The sequence below is a fragment of the Bacteroidota bacterium genome (assembly GCA_005882315.1).
Lineage (GTDB): Bacteria > Bacteroidota > Bacteroidia > Chitinophagales > Chitinophagaceae > VBAR01.
Genome location: VBAR01000002.1, coordinates 434,774 through 453,563, shown reverse-complemented (window position 1 = coordinate 453,563; position 18,790 = coordinate 434,774). Strand labels below are relative to the sequence as shown.

Genomic DNA, 18,790 nt, shown 5'->3' with positions numbered 1-18,790 from the left:
CTGAAAATGGACAAGAAATTCTTCCATATGCCTTCAGGTATTTCCCTACTAAAAGAATTCAGCAGCACCACACTTGTATTATTTGATAGTCCGATTACCAATCTCATTATGAAAAATAATGATTTTCATGCAAGATGTTTAACTCGTAAGGAAGAAGGGGTAGTCAAATTAAAAAGTAAATTGAACGAAGCGAGATTAACTTTTTTCTCTAAGGAAGATATGGCTAATTGGCTTTGTAAGATCCAAGAGGATATTAAAAGTGAGACTGGCAGAATTTATGTCCGATTTCAATCTGGTTGGGAATCTGACGAGAGCAAGATCAACTTCGAAGAGGTTGGGTACTTACTGGGAATGTTTCAGGCTGCCGAAGAATATCTAGACACCTTGACTGGTGCAGAGCCAATCGGTCAGAATAAAGCGCATTATTCTGTATATGATTCTTTAGAAAAACTCGATGCGGAATATTTGAAAACTGATAATATTCCAAGCTATTACCGAGTTCAGCAGGATCCACAAATTAAAAAGCATGAGTTTGAATTGAAAAATTTAGATGATTATTGGAAGGATTATCTCTCATTAACAGAAAAACACCATGTTGTAGATGGATTTGGTGATAAAAGTTATTTGCTTCATAAATACCATATCGAATTTGCTTCACAGCTTCATAAGAACAGGCCCAGGAAGGATTTGAAGCTTATGTTGGATTATCATTTAAAAGGATATACTGGAGAAAAACTCAATTTTGTAAATCATGTTGAATACCGAATTCTGCCGATTATTGAGCAATGGTCCCATTCAGATTACATTGTCTTCCGCGAATTAGTAAATGAATGGATTTATGATCAACGAAATCTTTTGTCCAGGGAAGATGAGTCATTCCTCGTTGAATCTTTTCAGGATTGTTGCTTGACTTTTTTGAACAACTTGGCCATCCATAGACCATTGAATGATGAGAATAAATATAACAGTATTATAAGAGACCTTTTACAACAAAGAATTGTAACTCGATCATGGATTGTCAGTGATCAATCCCTCGGTGGCTTTAGTAGCACTTCAAGCTCAGCATCTAGTGCGGGTCTTGGAGAAAGAGACTTAGTGCTTATGAATAACACTGGTCAAGTCATTTCACTTATTGAATTTATGCGTATAGCTTCAATTCCAGAAAATGTTGAGAATGATTCAAAATTAAAAATACATCTACTGAAGCTATTTAGGTATGAAACAACCGGGGTTAGTCCGCTGTTTATAATATTTTATTGTGAGTCGAAGCGCTTTACATCAACTTGGACGAAATACTGTGAATATATTAGTAAAATGGATTTTGGGAACTACCCATTGGTAAAATTTCAATCTCAAATTTCAACAAAGGTTCAACGTGCTAATGTCACCTTAGCTGTCTCTCAGCATAAAAGAGAGTTTCAATTAATCAACGTCTATCACATCTTTGTTAATATGTTTCCCTGATTTTTTTTGATTCGTTTCATACTCCAAAAAAGGTTCATAATTACGATGTTTTCTTAAAGTTATCTTTCCCAGTTTACTTCCGTTAATTTTTTCCTGTATATATTCTACCACCTCCAGAAACTTAGTAATCGGGATATGATTTACTTTTCTCGATCCACCAATCTTATATTTGTTCATTTATTGTCTCCGAAAGAGCCCCCACTTCATTTGCTCCTTTAATTCCTATTCTTTGTACTTTTCATATCTCTCTATTAAATACCCGACATAATTGGCCTTAATTGGGTCAGCACCTATACAACCATCGGGATATTCAGGCTTTAATCGTTTAGTTTCTTTGATGTTAATGATGTTATTGTCTCCTGAAATAATATTAGTAATGATTGCTTTTATTTCATAGCTTCCAATATTAACAGAGAGAAGTACAATGCCCAATTGCTATATCTTCCGCCACTTTTGGGCCTTGCATTTGTGAACCAGTATCTATATCAGCTTGAGATATGAAACGAATTCATTTAAATCTCCAAAAAATTGTCTGTTAAGTATCAACTCACTATTTTCAAGTTGGATAATTTTTTCTTTATGCAACTTTGAAATTATTCCGTCTCTGTCAAGCCAAACAAATGGTTGGCCTATACCGGAAACATATTGAATATGCCCCGACCTCACTGCTCTAATCTCATTTCTAAACTCAATTGGCTTTTCCTTTTGCTTTTCTTTTCTTCTCAAATAATTTCTCAATCGAACTTTTAAAAGCCTTTCATCGAAAGACAGCTTCTGAACAGCGTTGAGATAATCCAATCCAAATTCAAGATACATATCATAGATTAAATTCCTTTCTGCCGTATCTGGTAGATTTTTCTTTGTCTTATATCTCTTTACATTTCTTTTTCTCCTTTTTTCTGATATGCTGTCAGAAATTAACGAGGAAGGAATTGCAATGGTTAACACAATTATTATTATGATAACAAGGTATCCTACGAATCTAACAACATGAATCCAGAATCCTCCTTGAATAAGGTCAGTCCAAAATGACTTTTTTTCTGTTGTTTTATATGATTCAATTATTTTGAAGTCTTTTATACCTGCAATCTTGCCGAATGGTTTTAAGATTGGAATCTCATTCTGTTTATGAAGAGCCAGCAACCGGATTACAAAATATTCACCACCTTCAATTATTATCGGGCTGAACTTAATTTGACCTATACTATCCATATAAAACGAGAGATTGTGCCTTAAGTAATCATTACTTGCTTCCACAATTTCTGGACGTTCGACAATTTCAGCATTATCCAAAATAAAACCCAACGAGTCTTTTATATCATAAAATGTGTTTAGAATATTAACTTTGCTAGGGTTTAAGATTTTGATCTTAAAAATGCTTAAATTTTTATTGCTTTCTTTTATATTCTCTCCTTGATATATAATATCAAGTCGTCTAACGTTTTCTTTTAAGTCAAGCACCTTCGTGTTTGTCTCAATTACAAAGTTTAGTTTAGGATTTGTATCCATAAAATAAACGGTGTAAATCGAAAACACCCCGAAAATAATTGCCAAAAGAAAGCCCAAAAAAGACCAGGCAAATTTCTTTTCTATTTTTAAAAAGTTATCATTTAGTCCCATGTTATTTTATATTGCTATATTAATTGCCCCGCTTGCTTATTATAGTCTTATGCACCTACCTATCTAATGCAGTCACAAATATGCAAGCCAATTCTTTCTTTATCTCGATTTCTTAATTCTTTGCATCTTCCAGCTTAATTGTAGCCCGGGAATAAATCGTGGGTGCGCACAAAGACAAGGTACAAAATAGTAAGTTGGTTCGTTGCATGATTTCAGTACGATTTGACTATCACTAAAGGTAGAGAGTTTTTTAATCCTTTGAGTACCCGCTCTATAAATTTTATTTTTCAAACTGACATAGTAATACTTTTATTTGTACAACGCAAATAATTAAGTACGAACTCTCATATTTTGAAAGCGATCTTTTTATGCAGAGGATTAAACTATCTTAATTATACAAAAAGATTGAATCATAGTCCCGTTGTCTGGTATTATGTCTTTGTTGTTTTATTTTCAATGTATCATATATAATCAATGCGTTGAAAATCATATTCTTTTTATTTGCCTTATTGTAGTTTCCAAACGTTCGATGAGGCTATCATAAGTTATAATATCCACTACATTTTTATACTTTCTTTTTACTACTTCAAAATCTCGTTTTTGCTCATCTGAAAGGTTGTTTTCCCTTCCCATTATGATTATTCCGCTTGGGTTCGTAATTTTTATATTAAAACCGGCTGGTAAATTGTCCTTATACCTATTAGTAAGATGTTTTTCCCCCTCCTCACTCCAACGGTTGAGATAATAAATATATTTCTCTATCTGCATAACAGTTCCTGATAATTCTCTAAGTGGAATAAAATTGTCTCTGTAAACACCTTTAGTCATAATGGCATTCTCAAAAGGTTTTTTAATTTCGATAATATCTGTATTTCCGTTACTGTCGACTAAAAGAAAATCCAAAAACTTCTCATTAATTCCATTGGTAAACTTTGAAAAGACTGGTACCTCTCTGAAAGCAAACACATACTTGGGATATAAAAGCAAAACAATTTGCAGGACCTCTTCCTGCCATTGATGTTCACTGTATTGTGCTTCTTCTGACAACATAACTTTTAGTTTATCCAGAATAATATTATACTTTATAAACTCATATTCCTGAAAAGTCTTCGAAAGATTTCCGCCTTGATAAGCAAGCTTTTTGTCAAGGTATTTTTGATAACTCCTTTCCGCATCTTTAACGTTGTCAAAATAATTTCTAAAAACTGATGAAATCCTAGCTTCAACATACCTCTTTCGTTCATACAAAGTAGGGAAGTATTTAAGAAGGTCTGTATATGCATCAAAAGGGAGAGAATTTGGGCGATCCCCTCCAATAAAAATATCTCCCTTAAAAATTTTCGAAATAATTCGAAATACAGCAACATTAGAATCCGCTACAAAGCACTCGGAAGTAAGAGATATGCTTTTGTGGAAGTAAATATCAAAATCATTGATAAGGATTCCCTTAATCACCCCAAAATAGTCTCCGTCCAAAATTGCGAATAAAAATGTCGAAGTTTCAAATTCCCCAAAATCTGAAAAAGCTTCGTCTTCCGCGGTATGTGACTTATCAGAAGTAACATAAAGGTCTTTCCAAAATGTAAACGTTTTTTTTAATGTTATGTAGGGCCGCCTACTTATGGCTTCATCTACCCAATTTTCTTGTCTTTCAGGTGTGTAATGGAGAAATATTTTGTTCCCGGAAGTTGAAAAATTAATCATTTTAGATTATCGCTTTAGTGTCTAAAGATTTTTGAGATCTTTTGAAATTGCTAAAATTTATATCATTAATTCATGAACCTCATAACTTACCGTAGTAATACGGTTGTTGAGTAAACCATAATAAAGTTAAATTTCCATTTTTTTTACCAATCCGGAGTTTGGGAATTTTGTATTTGCAAGAATTGTCCCTAAGCAAACTTCAAATTTTCAATAGATAATTATCAAAAAGGCTTAAATTGCAAGAACAGTAAACCAAAACCTTTCACCAATGGGGAAGAATCTTTCTGCTTTGCTAAAAAAGGTCTTTTTAGGCTCCCTTTCCGGGATTGCCACATCAAACTCAATCTCTGCGTCGGATAAAATGAATGATTTCAGTTCAGACTTGATCGCAGACAGATTTGAAACTTCATTAATTAAAAAGAATGACTTAAAGCCCAAGCTAATATTGAAAAAAATTATCGGTAATGAAGTGAGTTTAATTTCACATCGAAGCCACAGATCACATTCTTCACATCGATCCCATTATTCGAGTTCATCTGGTACAGGTACTGGTACTGGTACGGGTACAGGTGGTGTTCCGCAATCAAAACCGAGCTCACCCCCCGAATATCAAAAGCCGATACAAACACAACCAGATACCATCCAGAGCAACCCGGGACTCAAGCCAGGGGAGAATTTTAAACCGAAAAAGGACTCAACCTCCGGTTCCTTAAAACTTGGATCAAGAACACTTAAAAAAGGGATGTCAGGAACTGATGTAACTGAACTCATTAATATACTTATCAAGAAAAAATATTTGAAATTAAATAACGGAGCTACTAAAGTAAGCGGGTCATCCATATTCAGTCAGTTAGTTGAAGATGCAGTGAAAAACTTCCAGACCGATAATGGTTTGCCATCTGATGGAATTTGTAATGCAAGTACCATCTATTACTTAAAGAATAAATAGGATGGAAACTATTATACTTGACAAATCATCCCTTAGGTTAAATATCGATAGCACCCTTTACAGTGCAGATGTAATTCATAAATGCTTTTACTGGTATGGAAATAGATATTCTGTTGATATAAGCCGAAAAGAAAGTCTTTTTACAATCGAATTAGCCAATATAGCTGAAGAAGACGATATGCAAAAGCTTATTCAAAAAATTAAAAAAGATCTTATTGACTTTAAAACAAGGGAAATAGTGTCAGTAGAAACTAAGAATATTAGGGAGATCTTAATAGCGAAGGCTTTCGCTTCTGAAGATGAATTTAATGAACCGCCCCCAGGAAATATTGACGACCCAGTCGGTTTCGATCCATCCAAATTCTAACACAACTTATAATGGATGCAGTCACAATACAGAACTTCAGGAAATTTAAAGAACCCGGGTATTACGAGACTGTGAATGTGGATTACTATCTATTACCATTTCGTTTTCATCAAATCAACGAACAAAAAGAAGTAATTGTAAATGAGGTTGGGGACTTTCTCATTGTTCCTGTTGGAACAGCTGCAAGAATAACAAAAAAGGAAATCAAGAAAGAGGAAGCGATATATGCTGATCTTTTTGCCAATTTTTTTATTTCGGATAAACCAATCCCAGCTCTTATTGATGTTCTGGCAACTAGGTATCGAACAAAAAAATCGTTCCTTGAAAGTTTTACTGCCCTGCACATATTTGTAGTCACTCTCAGGTGCAATCATTCATGTCATTATTGTCAGGTATCACGGGTTTCGGAGAACCGAAATGAATTTGATATATCTGTTGACGACTTGATCGCAGGTATCGACCATATGTTTCGCTCACCATCTCTGTCTATAACAATGGAGTTCCAGGGTGGCGAACCGCTCTTGGCATTTAACAGGATCAAGTATGCAGTGGAAAGGGCGTTGATATTAAATGAAACGTTTAATAAGAATTTGACATTTGTTATATGTACGAACTCGACAGTTTTCACAGACGAAATACTCCAATTCTGTAAAGAACATGCTATAATTATTTCAACATCGTTGGATGGACCCGATTTTATACATAACGCCAATCGACCAAAATCAGGGGCCAAAAGCTATGACATGGTTCTTGAGGGAATAAAAAGGGCTCGTACAGTCCTTGGGAAAGATAAAGTCTCCGCGCTAATGACCACAACAAAATTAAGTTTGCAGTATCCTCTTGAGATTATCAATAACTACATAGAGAACGGTTTTACAAATATTTTTTTAAGGCCTATAAGCCCATATGGATTTGCATTAAAAAATGAAAACAAAAATAAATACGAAACTGAACTTTATCTTGAATTCTATAAAACGGGGTTGAATTATATTCTTGACTTAAATAAAAATGGTTGCTTTTTTACAGAGGACTACACAACGATCATTCTGAAAAAAATTCTCACGCCGTTCCCGGTTAATTATGTGGACCTGCAATCGCCGGCAGGTATGATAAACAATGTTATCGTTTTCAATTATGATGGCAATGTATACGCAACCGATGAATCAAGAATGTTAGCGGAAAACAGTGACTTTACATTCCGCCTTGGTCATGTGAGGGACAACTATAACTCGTTGTTTTTTGGAAATAAATCAAAATTCTTTTCCCAGTTTTGGTCGAATGAAAGTCTGGCAGGCTGTTCAGATTGCGGATTTCAATCCTATTGTGGTGCTGACCCTGTCTTTCATTATGCATCTCAAGGCGATTTTGAGGGATATAGACCTGAATCCGACTTTTGTAGAAAAAACATGGAAATTATTCGCTATTTATTTGACCTTATCGACAAAAATGGGAAAGAGTTGCTGCCAATTTTATATTCTTGGATTAAACACGGATAAATCCCTCACACGAAATGATCAATTTAAGAACTAAAGGAACGCCTCACAACATTTCAGAACAAATTGTTGCCAAAGTCATTTCTGAGAATGATATTTCCAGAAGAATTTGCTTATCTGGTGAAACAGATGAAAATTTAATTCTCTCAAGTCAGGATATTCAGGTGTTTACTAGTAGTGAGTTACTTAACAATAAAATCGTTTTTAATATACCGTCGTTATCTGATCTGGCGAGTGCAGACATTTTATTGATAAGCCCAGATGGATCAGTTAATACCCTTTTTAGACAAAAGTCTACTCATAATTCCCTGTTTATAACTGATAGATGCAATAGCAATTGCCTGATGTGTTCCCAGCCTCCAAAAAATAGGGACGACTTAGATTTCTTTTTTGGCATTAACACCAGACTTATAACAATGATTCCATCAACCACAAAGGAACTGGGAATAACCGGGGGTGAACCAACGTTATTAGGAGATCGGCTAATAACGCTGCTGGAAATGATAACAGATAATTTACCTAATACTGAAATTCACGTTTTAACGAATGGAAGGGCGTTCGCCTGGCAAAACATTCCTGAATCTTTAAAAAAAATAAATTATAATAAAATTGTTTTTGGCATTCCCCTGTACTCCGACTTTTACAAGGACCATGACTATATTGTTCAGGCACGGCAAGCTTTTAATCAAACAGTTCTGGGATTTCACAATATGGCTCGTTATGGTTTTCGGCTTGAATTGAGAGTCGTCTTGCATGAATTAACATATAGAAGACTTCCATCATTGGCTAGATATATTTTTAAGAATTTACCTTTCATTGAACATATAGCTTTCATGGGTTTAGAATATACTGGCTACACTCCACATAACAGTAACCGCCTGTGGATAGACCCTTCGAATTATGGAAATCAATTGGAAGAAGCAGTTTTATACTTGGACCAGATGGGAATGAATGTGTCTATTTACAATCTTCAACATTGTCTATTAAAACCTTCCCTTTGGAAATATGCCAGGAACTCCATTTCTGATTGGAAAAAAGAATACCTCGAAGAATGTAATAAATGTAAGCAACTCAAAGATTGTGGTGGGGTATTCGCAACGTCAAAAAAGCACAGCAATGAAATTAAAGCAATTTTATAAAGCAATATTATACTCCATTTGTTTTTTTGACTTGGGTTGTGCCGCAAAATTAACTATTGGTGAAAAACATGGGAGTCCACCCACCAGAACGCATCTGGCATTCGAAAATAACAAAGGCGATTCAATTTTGTATTATGAAGGCTACTCAGTAATCTTTAGTTACACTTATAATTTGCCCAGGTATATCTTTAATTTACTCACCGTCGAACAATTAGTTCTCGATTCAACAAAATTTCCAGTCAAAAGAACCAATTCATATTATCCTGCAGTTTTACCAAACGGTGCTAGGTCAGCATCCAACGAAGACTATTCGAAAAGTGGCTATGATAGAGGGCATATGGTGCCAGCAGGAGATTTTTTATGGAATAAAAAATTGAAAGACGAAACATTTTTATATACAAACATTAATCCTCAAACCGCAGTTCTCAATCGTGGCATTTGGGCAAATTTAGAAAATAGGATCAGATCCAAAGTAGTCAAAAACGCTGAAGATGCTTATATTGTTACTGGTGCCGTCTTCAATTCGGCCTGCGAAAATAAGATTGGGCCGAATGAACTATGTGTACCTGTAGCTTTTTTCAAAATCGTTTATTTCGAACGAAGAAATTCAATGTTTGCTTTTCTCTTTGATAATACTGTGGATAATTATGAGGGTAATATTGCTGAATTCCAGGTTTCGGTGAATTTTATTGAGCAGATAACACGTGAAGATTTTTTCGATTTGTTGGATGACGAAATTGAAGAAAAAATGGAGTCTGAAATCATTAGCTTTAATGATTGAGAAAAAATATAACACAAATAATATTATTTTAAAAAAGATAATTTTAGTCTTATCAATACTTTTATTGATAAATCCTGTAGTGCTATTTATTATATTCGACAGTATTATAATTGGAATTTGCATTCCTCTTGCTACAATCCTTTTGACATTTGTTCTTTATCAAAACAAAAAAACTAAGCCATTAAGTGTTCTTCTTTTCAACGTAATATTTGTTTTGTCTCTCTTTTTACATGCTGAAGCAATATTCACAGCAAACTTCAGTGACTATATCATTGAAAATTTATACGAGCCAAAAGAAAATTATTACTTCAATCTACCCTATCTAAAAAAAACGTTCCGGGACAAAGAGTTCGTTGTTCAGTACTTTACAAACAGGCAAGGCTTTCGGATTAGTTCCGAAGATGAACCTGAAATTTCAGTAACGCAAGTTGATTGGCTATTTATCGGCGACTCTTACACCCAGGGAGCCCAAGTTCAGTACGAGGATCTTTACACAACCAAGCTATACAAATCTTTTCCTGACAAAACAATTTTAAACGCAGGAATAAGCGGATGGGGCCTACCAGAAGAATTTAATTACTATAAAATTGAAGGCAAGAAATACAAGCCGTCAAAAGTCATTTTACAAGTTTGTAATTTTAATGACTTCATGAATGTAAAAGAAAGAAAAACTGGGTTTTCTGACTATTTAATGGCGCATTCAAACTTTGCGAGATATCTTCTTTATGACTTAAAATATGCCAACCCCGCAGAGCTCCCATTAGGAAGATGGGTTGAGCCATTCTACCCTTCTGACAAATTAAACGAAGAATATAACATCTTTTATAAGTCTTCGAGTGAAAAAAAACTAGAGGACTTAAAGAACTTTGCATTCTATCTAAAACAACTGAACACTGAAGTTACGAAGAATGGATCCGACCTAATTGTTATTCAAATTCCCACGAAAGAGCAAGTGAGTTATAAATATTTCGAAGAAGTAATTAATGGTTTTAAAATCGATGTATCGAAATTAGACATGAATTTCCCGAATAAATTTCTTGATAGCATTTGTAAAGAAAATAAAATTAAACATATAGATCTTCTGCATGATTTTGCTGACTCAGAACAGGAGTTGTTTTATCAATATGATGAACATCTCAACGCCATTGGACATCAGCAAATCGCTAATAGTATCAAAAATTTTCTTGGTGCTGGAGGGAATTCATTTACCTGGTATCAATCATTCAGCGAACATAACACCGCAGATAGGTATCCTAATTTCTCCATTACAAAAAACAATCTACTGGCTTTTCAATCCATTAGAGATAATAATCTGGAGTTATTTATCGGGGACAGCCTGCTTAACTCTTCGCAGCGACTGACCTGGAATGATGTCGATGAAATACACCCGTCCCTTTCACCAGACAACTTACAAATAGTATTTACTGAAGGAAATCAGGAAAGCAATAGAACAAAAGTAGCGATCATGAATTTAGATGGAAGTGAAAGGCGATACATCACCGATAAGGAAAACTTATTTGGGGCAATTCCCTCATTCAGTCACGATGGCTTGAAGGTCTCCTATGCTGAATGGAGAGAAGATAAAAAAAACGGCGATTTGTCAAACTCATACATCGTAATTAAAGAGCTATCTACTGGCAAAAAAATAAAAATAACCAGCGAAACCTTTGAAAGCTGGCGTCCAATTTTTTCCCCTGATGGACGATTTCTTTTTTTTATTTCCAAAATGAATGAGAACCAATTTGACATATACAGCTTTGATCTAATAACAAATGAGATTAAAAATTTAACAAACACAAATTATGATGAATGGGATCCAGCAATATCAAGGGATGGGCGATTTTTGGCATACTCAGGAAAGCTTAATAACAATTGGGATCTCTTTATATTAGACTTTTCAACATCCAATAAAAAGCAATTGACCAGCAGTCTTGGAGATGAATGGGACCCCTCGTTTTCTCCTGATGGTAAAACGCTCTATTTCGCAGGGACATTTGGTCTTCACAATGGAATTTACAGGATCGGATTAAAATAATGTAAAAAGAGATGCCATTTAACTCACTTTCGTTCATATTCTTTTTCATTTTTTTCGCAGCTGCTTATTTTTTGATCAATAACAAGAATAAGCAGTTCCTACTCATAGCCGGTAGCTGGTTTTTTTATTCCTATAATTCGCTATTTAATCTAATTCACCTTTTACTAACAACGTCAATAACATATTTTTTTGCAAAAAAAATTAAAGAGCGGGTTAATAGCCAGGCATATCTTTTCGTTGGAATTCTCCTAATAGTATTGCAATTGTTGTTCGCAAAATATGGAACTTCTCTTTTTCCGTTATCTATTGCTACACAAGATTCATTCTGGAATTCCATTATACTTCCGATTGGCATATCATTTTATTCGTTACAGGCAATTAGTTTTTTAGCTGATGTGAATAGTAAAAAATATGATAGCGATTTAAGTCTGAAAGATGTTTCACTTTTTCTTTCTTTTTTTCCCCAGTCAATTTCTGGCCCGATACACCGAGCCAGCGAGCTATTACCACAATTCATTTTTAATAATAAGATTCAAATCAACAATATCGTAATTGGTTTGAAGACGATGCTATGGGGTTACTTCTGCAAACTGATAATAGCAGATAAGATTTCAATGATAACAAGCCCAATATTTGGTACATATTTAGAACAGGATGGATTATCATTGTTAATTGCTTCGCTATTATTTTCATTTCAGATATATTTTGATTTTTGGGGATATTCCTCAATTGCCATTGGCGTAGGCAAAATCTTAGGCTTTAACATCAATATTAATTTTAACGCTCCCTATTCTGCGAGATCATTTAAAGAGTTCTGGCATAGGTGGCATATAACACTGTCAAAATGGATGAGAGATTATATTTATATTCCTCTTGGAGGTAACACAAATAGGAAAAATCTTCTTCATTTCTGTTTAACAATTCTAATTACCTTTTTGATTAGTGGCTTCTGGCACGGTATAACTTTGACTTTTATTTTTTGGGCTATAGCTCATGCTTTCTTATATCTGTCTGAAACTTTTATTGGAAAATTTTCATCTAAGTTTTTTAAAAATTCTAGGGGAGTATTCATGATCCGGATGTTATCTATTTTTAAACCAGCGCTCATCTTTATTTTAATTTCCTTTACTTGGCTTATCTTCAGATCCGAAGATGTTAAAGAATTCGTCACGATTATTAAAAAAATAGGATCGGTAAGTGATTGGTCAGTACCAAATGCTTATACAAATTATTTTATCCGTGCCAATATCATTTATATAACTATTATTTTCTGTTCCATAGTTATATACCGCAAATCTTTCTTATGGAAACAAATTGAATATACACCAAACACTAGACGAGAAATAATAGTTGAAACCATCTTTGTCAGTTTTTGCACCTCATTCATCTTCCTCTTAGGCGACTTAGGTGGTCGGGAATTTCTGTATTTCCGGTTTTAAGCAAGCCGAGCCACCCCAAGAGAAAGGGAATACAGAGGATACATTGATTGCTAGAAATGCAGGTAAGATTCCTGAATATTTTATGTAAGCTCGACTCGGACACTCTTTGGACACAAAATTTAATACTAAGGAATGGGTGTATAGGAACCCTACTAAAATTGAAGCCAACCATGTTATTGAAGCTACTTTTCAATAAATTTGAAAATGGACGTAACAAACTCAACTACCGACCAGTATAGGAATGTATTAGATTATCTACTAACCAACTCCTATCAACCAAAAGATTATTGGGACGTCAAAAACAATATTCTAAAAAATGAAGAATTGTTTACCAAAAAAAAATGAATATTTTTTAAAGATGGCGTTAAATAAACTTCAGCAAGACGGCTATATTGATTTTATAGCTGGTGAAGGAGTGACTAGGATCTGAGAGCGTTAAAGTAATTAGAAAAAGATCCATCGATGTATAATGCATTTATTTCATACTCACATGCTGCAGATGATAAGTTTGCATCAGCCTTGCAGAATGCATTGCAAAAATTTGCGAAGCCATGGTATAAGAAACGCAACCTTGAAATTTTCAGGGATGAATCAAGTCTCTCCGCCTCTCCGCATCTTTGGAACAATATTGTCAACGCAATGAACGGGGCTGAATACTTTGTTTTGCTGGCTTCTTCAAAATCTGAACAATCAAAGTGGGTAAGCAGGGAACTTGAATACTGGCTGCAACATAAGTCTATCGACAAGTTATTAATTGTATTGACGGAAGGTGAAATAAAATGGGATGATGAAAACAAATGTTTTCTAAAGCCTGATAATAATTCACTGCCTGCTATATTGGATGACAAGTTTACTGACGAACCTTTTTATGTTGACTTACGTAAGTCCAAAACTGAAAAGGATATCTCATTAGATAACCCCATTTTCAAGAAGGAAATATTAAAGCTTGCAGCAAAACTGCATGGCCGGTCGCCCAATGACATGGCCAGTGAGGAAGTAACCATACACAGAAAGACGATACTGATACGAAATGGGGCTATAGGTTTGCTGTTAGTACTACTTATTTTGTCAATAGTTGCCGGCGTTATAGCTAATCAAAACCGAAAGCAAGCGGAAAAAAATAAAAAAGAAGCAGAAGAACAAACGAAAATTGCTAAAAAAAACCTGACCGATTTCCTGGAATTGAAAAAAACTTCGATCGGATCGAAATACCAGGGTGGTATTGTATTTCAATGGACCGATTCCGCTGGTAAAAAAGGTGTGATCGCTGCTGAAAAAGATCTACCGGGAACGTATAACTGGAAAGATGCTTATGCAGCCTGTCAGCAATTGACATTAAATGGTTACAGTGACTGGCGATTGCCTACACGAGAAGAAATAGGCGTATTATATGCAAACAGAATCTTTGTGGGAGGATTTGAAAGAGGCTTTTATTGGAGCGAGACAAGTTATGAAGGACATTCTGACGAAGCATTTTTTCAATCGTTCGTCCATGGTGACAGACTTTCAAGGACTAAAACAAGACAATATCTTGTCAGGGCTGTACGGAGTTTTTAACCATAGCCATCGCTGTTTAAAGTATGTTCGTGGTACAAGAAACCCAAGCGTAGAAGAAGCTATAAAAGTGGTTCGTGAGGACACGAACCTTTAGGTTTGTTTTCAGATTAGTAACTAAATTTAGATTATTACTATTATTACTTTCTTTTTGCTACTTTTTCTTTGTGGATAATTTAAAACTGTTAATAACCAGCAATCAAAACTGTTTGGGTGAACTATGACACGAACTAGCTTTCAGAGCTATCCTTGGATAAAGACCCTTACAGTTTTTACAGGACGCATCAAATAGAAATTCAAGCTAACCAGGCTTATTATTAAGGTTTCAATGAACAGCCTGTAAGTTGATTGCACCAAACCAATTTTATGCAGTATCAGTATGTAATTGGAATGGACATTTCCAAACATAGTTTTGATATGGCCATTCTTTCGACAAACAACCCAGAGGAAATTTTTCACACTGCGTTCAGTAATCATGCGAAAGGCTTTGAGGAAATGATGAGTTTTGCAAATGAAAAGATGCCAGAATTTGATTGTAATAAAGCATTGTTTTGTATGGAAGCTACCGGACTTTATTGTAATGCACTGTTACAATTTTTTCAAAGCCAGCAAGCAAATGTCTGGGTAGAGAATGCAATCCAAATCAAACGTTCCCTTGGAATAAAACGTGGCAAAACAGACAAAGTAGATTCTATAAGCATTGCTAAGTATGCTTTTAAAAACGCAGAGCTGGTAAGGCTTTGGAAGCCATCGGGTGTTGTATTGGAGAAGATAAAAAATCTGGCAACACTAAGAGAAAGAATGGTGGTAACACAAAAAAGATTAATAACGCCAATAGAAGAATTGCGTGAGGCAGGGCAGGAAAAAATGGCTGAATATCTTCACAAATCAATTAAAAGGTCAATCAATGCTATTGATGCTGATCTGAAAAAGATTGAAGAGAAAATAATGGAATGTCTCAAAGAAGATGCAAGCCTAAATCATTTGTTTACTTTGATTACATCTGTCGTAGGAATCGGCTTTGTAACGGCAATTAATCTTATCATACATACGCAAGGATTCAATGTGATGTGTGATAGCAGAAAACTTGCATGTTATTGTGGAGTGGCGCCGTTTCCATACCAATCTGGCATTAGTATTAAAGGCAGGACAAAAGTTAGTCACATGGCAAATAAAAAACTCAAAACAAATCTTCACCTTGCGGCACTTACTGCCATCAAATTTGATCCGGATCTAAAGGCATACTATGATCGGAAAGTATCGGATGGTAAACCAAAAATGAGTGTTATCAATGCTGTTCGTTTTAAATTGTTAGCAAGAGTTGTGTCGGTTGTGAAGAACGACAGGGAATATGTGAAAAGAACGGCCTAAAATAGATTTGTTTTTACCATAGAAATCCACGGCAGAGAATGTTTAATGGATATCAAGTCGGGGTCTATTCATTCGTGTTCAATATTTCCCTGGTCAAATTTTTGTTTGTGCTTATTTGTATATTCTACCTGATCATTTGTTTACTGTACAGCACCATACAAAAAAAACGCATTGAAGCGATTGAAGTGTTGGAATAGTAACACATGCTGCCGGTTTGTATTTTGATTGTGGGTATGGTGCGTGGGAACACGCACCATGGCAACTGAGGGGATTTGTTCTTCTTAGCTTATATTTATCTTTTCCCCGCCGGCTCATGCATTGTTGCATGGGGAAAATGATTCAAAAATTTAAATTTAGATTATGTCACAAAAAATGCTTGTTACAAATTACACCTACAATGTTAGTCAAGAAGAATTTGAAAAGATGGCCAAAGAGCTTGCGCAAGCTTTTGCTGAAGTTCCTGGATGCCTCTGGAAAATTTGGCTAATCAATGATGAATCAAAGGAAGCAGGGGCAGTTTACCTGTTTAAAGATGCGAAGTCATTGCAAACTTTTACATCCAGTCCTTTAGTTGCTTCTGTCCTTTCACATCCTGCGTTGAGCAATTTTGATTTAAAAGAAAGAGATATACTTACAGAAGTAAGTGAAGTAACACATGCGCCTTTAAAAGAAACAACGATGATTTAGACTCTGCTTTGGTAAGAGTAATAAAGTGCTTCCACGCCAAATCACAGCTAGCGGCCGCGCATTTGTGCTGTTGGGAAAATAGAATTCCTGAAGATTGCTTGGCCGTAACTTTAAATTAATACGGCCAAATTACAGCAGTTGAGCAGAATTACAAATGTTGAAGGGCCAAATTCCTCAGCCCCAATAGCACAAATGCAATGTTATAAGCCGTGCTATCATTTACAGTAAGGGCTCGTTACTTTTTATTGAGGCTTAAAGGTTGTCTGTGTGCCTTTAGTATATGTCCCTTGCCAGCCATCAAACATCCACTTCCCCTTTTCTTTTATCCATATTTCAGTATGGTAAACTTCTCCGAGTATTTTATCCCCCATAAGATATTGTGACCTGCCGTTAATTATCGCTACATTTCCGTATAATCGTATTTTTCTGTCAAATAATTTATAGCTCACACCTGCAAACAAATTTTTTCTGGATGAGTCGGCCAAGATTTGTTCTTTTGTTTGCATAACACCGTCAGCATTGATAGTTATGTAATCGTTTAGCACATTATCCTTCCAGTAAACGGGGTCATACTTTAGGACGGCTTCGAACATTTTTGCTTCGGCTGCTTCCAGTTCTTTGGTATCAGCCTCTGAAACTTTCTTTTGCCCAAATGAAATTTGAGTGATAAAGAAAAAGAGAATAGAAATTGAAATCAGTTTTGTCTTGTACATATAATGTATTTACTTGTTAAAAAATGGAAAGTATATTTGAAATGTAGATGATTGAAAGTAAGTGTTATTGAGATGCCGACAGCATAGCTTATAACTCTAAAATAGGCGAAAGTTTTTGCACTTAAATTATTCATTATCATCAAAATTTTTTTTTGCATTTCTTATTGTTATGGTTCTGCTGAACAGTTCGTGAGGACAGGAACCAGAGAAACAGTTAATCGTAACCCGGGTCTGCGCTGATTCAATTCGGTGTTATTGGAAATTTCTTCAGCGCAAGCCTCAGGCGGACGAAAGGACTAAAACAAGACAATATCTTGTGAGGGCTGTACGGACTTTCTACAAAAAACATTAAACTGTTTACTTCATTACGTTGCAAGGGAATAAAATAGCGGCACAAACACTCAGTCCTTCGGACACGACACAAACAGCACCACTTTTATATTGTTGCAATTTCTGCAACTCATGGTCTTACTGACGCAAAATTCAATTAAAAATCGCCTGGGGCAGGGTTTAGTTTTATCTCATTAAAGAGATCGCCGAAAATCTTAAACAGAGTAGGCATAAATTCTAAACTCAAAACAAATGGGAACCTCAACTCACCTCGCAAACATTTTTACGGGACCCGCTTATAGTGGCAGCGTAAAATACATCACCCGAACAGGCTGGTATTCTTTGCAGCAGGATTATCCTGAATTTGAAAACAATATAAGTTCAATAACGACAAGTATATTAAACACTATACGGGTAATTTTATTTTCCGATCCGTTCTTTACCGGCAAAGAAATGGTTGTTGAAAATGATTGGCCTTCACTGCCGGTAATGATGGAAAACAAATGCTCCTCCCTATTAGTGGAACTAAAAACCGAGCAGCATGTTGAAATATTCCAAAACAATAACTATAGCGGCCTTGCTACAAGTCTTTTTGGAATGAGTTACCGGCATTTGAGTGACTTTTTTCCAAACGACGCATTAAGTTCAATAAGGATACCCTATGGTAAAAAGGTTTACCTCTACGAACATGAAGATTACAGGGGTAGAAAAATTATACTGGATAAAGACACCCCATTTATTGGTGAAGATTTCAATAACCGTGTTACTTCCATGCAAATTCTCAATTACCCAATAGCTTTTTCTGATCCCAATTTCCAGGGACGATCACAAATGCTGGAGCTCGATAGTTACGATTCGGCACCTGAAAGAGGTTCCAGATGGCTGGAAATCGGGGATAATGCTATACGATCATTAAAGATCTCCTATCCTTTTCTTGTCAAAGCGTTCCCAGAAAAACATTTTGGAGGAGAAAGAACAATTTACAAGCATGATATTGAGAATATTCCCGGTACTATTTCATCACTGGCAATTGAGCCTTCATTTCGATAGATGAATTATCGATTGGCCCTGGTTGAGCGCCAAGGCCAATCGAAAAAAATTAAATGCTTCATTCTCTATTTATGGGCTAGCATTCATTGGAATA

Annotated in this window: 16 protein-coding genes; 12 read left to right on the top strand and 4 right to left on the bottom strand. The window is 35.3% G+C overall.

Annotation, left to right across the window (positions count from 1 at the left end):
- Positions 1-6: 6 nt before the first annotated feature.
- Positions 7-1,464 (top strand): hypothetical protein, encoded by a 1,458-nt coding sequence (locus E6H07_13145; protein TMI63712.1) that lies wholly within the window; start codon positions 7-9, stop codon positions 1,462-1,464.
- Between the two features lie 222 nt (positions 1,465-1,686).
- Here E6H07_13145 and E6H07_13140 read toward each other — a convergent pair whose 3' ends face one another.
- The 3 genes from E6H07_13140 to E6H07_13130 form a co-directional block, all read right to left on the bottom strand.
- The gene (locus tag E6H07_13140) at positions 1,687-1,896 is read right to left on the bottom strand and encodes a hypothetical protein (protein TMI63711.1); all 210 of its coding nucleotides are present in this window, start codon (positions 1,894-1,896) and stop codon (positions 1,687-1,689) included.
- 48 nt (positions 1,897-1,944) lie between these two features.
- Positions 1,945-3,084 (bottom strand): hypothetical protein, encoded by a 1,140-nt coding sequence (locus tag E6H07_13135; protein ID TMI63710.1) that lies wholly within the window; start codon positions 3,082-3,084, stop codon positions 1,945-1,947.
- Between the two features lie 486 nt (positions 3,085-3,570).
- Entirely contained in the window at positions 3,571-4,788 is a 1,218-nt protein-coding gene (locus tag E6H07_13130; GenBank protein ID TMI63709.1) for a DUF4263 domain-containing protein, read from the bottom strand.
- Between the two features lie 268 nt (positions 4,789-5,056).
- On the opposite strand from E6H07_13130, the gene E6H07_13125 reads away from it, so the two are divergent.
- From E6H07_13125 to E6H07_13080, 10 genes are all read left to right on the top strand, one after another.
- Positions 5,057-5,737 (top strand): peptidoglycan-binding protein, encoded by a 681-nt coding sequence (locus E6H07_13125; GenBank protein ID TMI63708.1) that lies wholly within the window; start codon positions 5,057-5,059, stop codon positions 5,735-5,737.
- Between the two features lies 1 nt (position 5,738).
- Entirely contained in the window at positions 5,739-6,104 is a 366-nt protein-coding gene (hxsD, locus tag E6H07_13120; protein TMI63707.1) for a His-Xaa-Ser system protein HxsD, read from the top strand.
- A gap of 11 nt (positions 6,105-6,115) precedes the next feature.
- On the top strand, positions 6,116-7,600 hold the full coding sequence (hxsB, locus tag E6H07_13115) for a His-Xaa-Ser system radical SAM maturase HxsB (GenBank protein TMI63706.1): 1,485 nt from the start codon (positions 6,116-6,118) through the stop codon (positions 7,598-7,600).
- A 17-nt stretch (positions 7,601-7,617) separates the two neighbouring features.
- Positions 7,618-8,736, top strand: coding sequence for a His-Xaa-Ser system radical SAM maturase HxsC (gene hxsC, locus E6H07_13110; GenBank protein TMI63765.1), 1,119 nt, complete (start codon positions 7,618-7,620; stop codon positions 8,734-8,736).
- Positions 8,714-9,517 (top strand): DNA/RNA non-specific endonuclease, encoded by an 804-nt coding sequence (locus tag E6H07_13105; protein TMI63705.1) that lies wholly within the window; start codon positions 8,714-8,716, stop codon positions 9,515-9,517. Before hxsC ends, E6H07_13105 begins: the two co-directional genes overlap by 23 nt.
- Positions 9,465-11,552: a hypothetical protein gene (locus tag E6H07_13100; protein ID TMI63704.1), complete on the top strand. Its 2,088-nt coding sequence runs from the start codon at positions 9,465-9,467 to the stop codon at positions 11,550-11,552. Before E6H07_13105 ends, E6H07_13100 begins: the two co-directional genes overlap by 53 nt.
- 11 nt (positions 11,553-11,563) lie before the next feature.
- On the top strand, positions 11,564-12,991 hold the full coding sequence (locus tag E6H07_13095) for an MBOAT family protein (GenBank protein ID TMI63703.1): 1,428 nt from the start codon (positions 11,564-11,566) through the stop codon (positions 12,989-12,991).
- Between the two features lie 462 nt (positions 12,992-13,453).
- Positions 13,454-14,548: a DUF1566 domain-containing protein gene (locus tag E6H07_13090; protein TMI63702.1), complete on the top strand. Its 1,095-nt coding sequence runs from the start codon at positions 13,454-13,456 to the stop codon at positions 14,546-14,548.
- Between the two features lie 363 nt (positions 14,549-14,911).
- Entirely contained in the window at positions 14,912-15,916 is a 1,005-nt protein-coding gene (locus E6H07_13085; protein TMI63701.1) for an IS110 family transposase, read from the top strand.
- Between the two features lie 360 nt (positions 15,917-16,276).
- Positions 16,277-16,603, top strand: coding sequence for a hypothetical protein (locus tag E6H07_13080; GenBank protein ID TMI63700.1), 327 nt, complete (start codon positions 16,277-16,279; stop codon positions 16,601-16,603).
- A 242-nt stretch (positions 16,604-16,845) separates the two neighbouring features.
- Here E6H07_13080 and E6H07_13075 read toward each other — a convergent pair whose 3' ends face one another.
- The gene (locus tag E6H07_13075; protein TMI63699.1) at positions 16,846-17,316 is read right to left on the bottom strand and encodes a nuclear transport factor 2 family protein; all 471 of its coding nucleotides are present in this window, start codon (positions 17,314-17,316) and stop codon (positions 16,846-16,848) included.
- A 582-nt stretch (positions 17,317-17,898) separates the two neighbouring features.
- Here E6H07_13075 and E6H07_13070 point away from each other — a divergent pair.
- Positions 17,899-18,696 (top strand): hypothetical protein, encoded by a 798-nt coding sequence (locus tag E6H07_13070; GenBank protein ID TMI63698.1) that lies wholly within the window; start codon positions 17,899-17,901, stop codon positions 18,694-18,696.
- The last annotated feature ends 94 nt before the right edge of the window (positions 18,697-18,790 follow it).

What these genes read in the sequence shown, in the direction of transcription:
- E6H07_13145 (TMI63712.1), top strand. Translation starts at nt 7, where the DNA reads ATGGACAAGAAATTCTTCCATATGCCTTCAGGTATTTCCCTACTAAAA.
- E6H07_13135 (TMI63710.1), bottom strand. Translation starts at nt 3,084, where the DNA reads ATGGGACTAAATGATAACTTTTTAAAAATAGAAAAGAAATTTGCCTGG.
- E6H07_13130 (TMI63709.1), bottom strand. Translation starts at nt 4,788, where the DNA reads ATGATTAATTTTTCAACTTCCGGGAACAAAATATTTCTCCATTACACA.
- E6H07_13125 (TMI63708.1), top strand. Translation starts at nt 5,057, where the DNA reads ATGGGGAAGAATCTTTCTGCTTTGCTAAAAAAGGTCTTTTTAGGCTCC.
- hxsD (TMI63707.1), top strand. Translation starts at nt 5,739, where the DNA reads ATGGAAACTATTATACTTGACAAATCATCCCTTAGGTTAAATATCGAT.
- hxsB (TMI63706.1), top strand. Translation starts at nt 6,116, where the DNA reads ATGGATGCAGTCACAATACAGAACTTCAGGAAATTTAAAGAACCCGGG.
- E6H07_13105 (TMI63705.1), top strand. Translation starts at nt 8,714, where the DNA reads ATGAAATTAAAGCAATTTTATAAAGCAATATTATACTCCATTTGTTTT.
- E6H07_13100 (TMI63704.1), top strand. Translation starts at nt 9,465, where the DNA reads ATGACGAAATTGAAGAAAAAATGGAGTCTGAAATCATTAGCTTTAATG.
- E6H07_13095 (TMI63703.1), top strand. Translation starts at nt 11,564, where the DNA reads ATGCCATTTAACTCACTTTCGTTCATATTCTTTTTCATTTTTTTCGCA.
- E6H07_13090 (TMI63702.1), top strand. Translation starts at nt 13,454, where the DNA reads ATGTATAATGCATTTATTTCATACTCACATGCTGCAGATGATAAGTTT.
- E6H07_13085 (TMI63701.1), top strand. Translation starts at nt 14,912, where the DNA reads ATGCAGTATCAGTATGTAATTGGAATGGACATTTCCAAACATAGTTTT.
- E6H07_13080 (TMI63700.1), top strand. Translation starts at nt 16,277, where the DNA reads ATGTCACAAAAAATGCTTGTTACAAATTACACCTACAATGTTAGTCAA.
- E6H07_13075 (TMI63699.1), bottom strand. Translation starts at nt 17,316, where the DNA reads ATGTACAAGACAAAACTGATTTCAATTTCTATTCTCTTTTTCTTTATC.
- E6H07_13070 (TMI63698.1), top strand. Translation starts at nt 17,899, where the DNA reads ATGGGAACCTCAACTCACCTCGCAAACATTTTTACGGGACCCGCTTAT.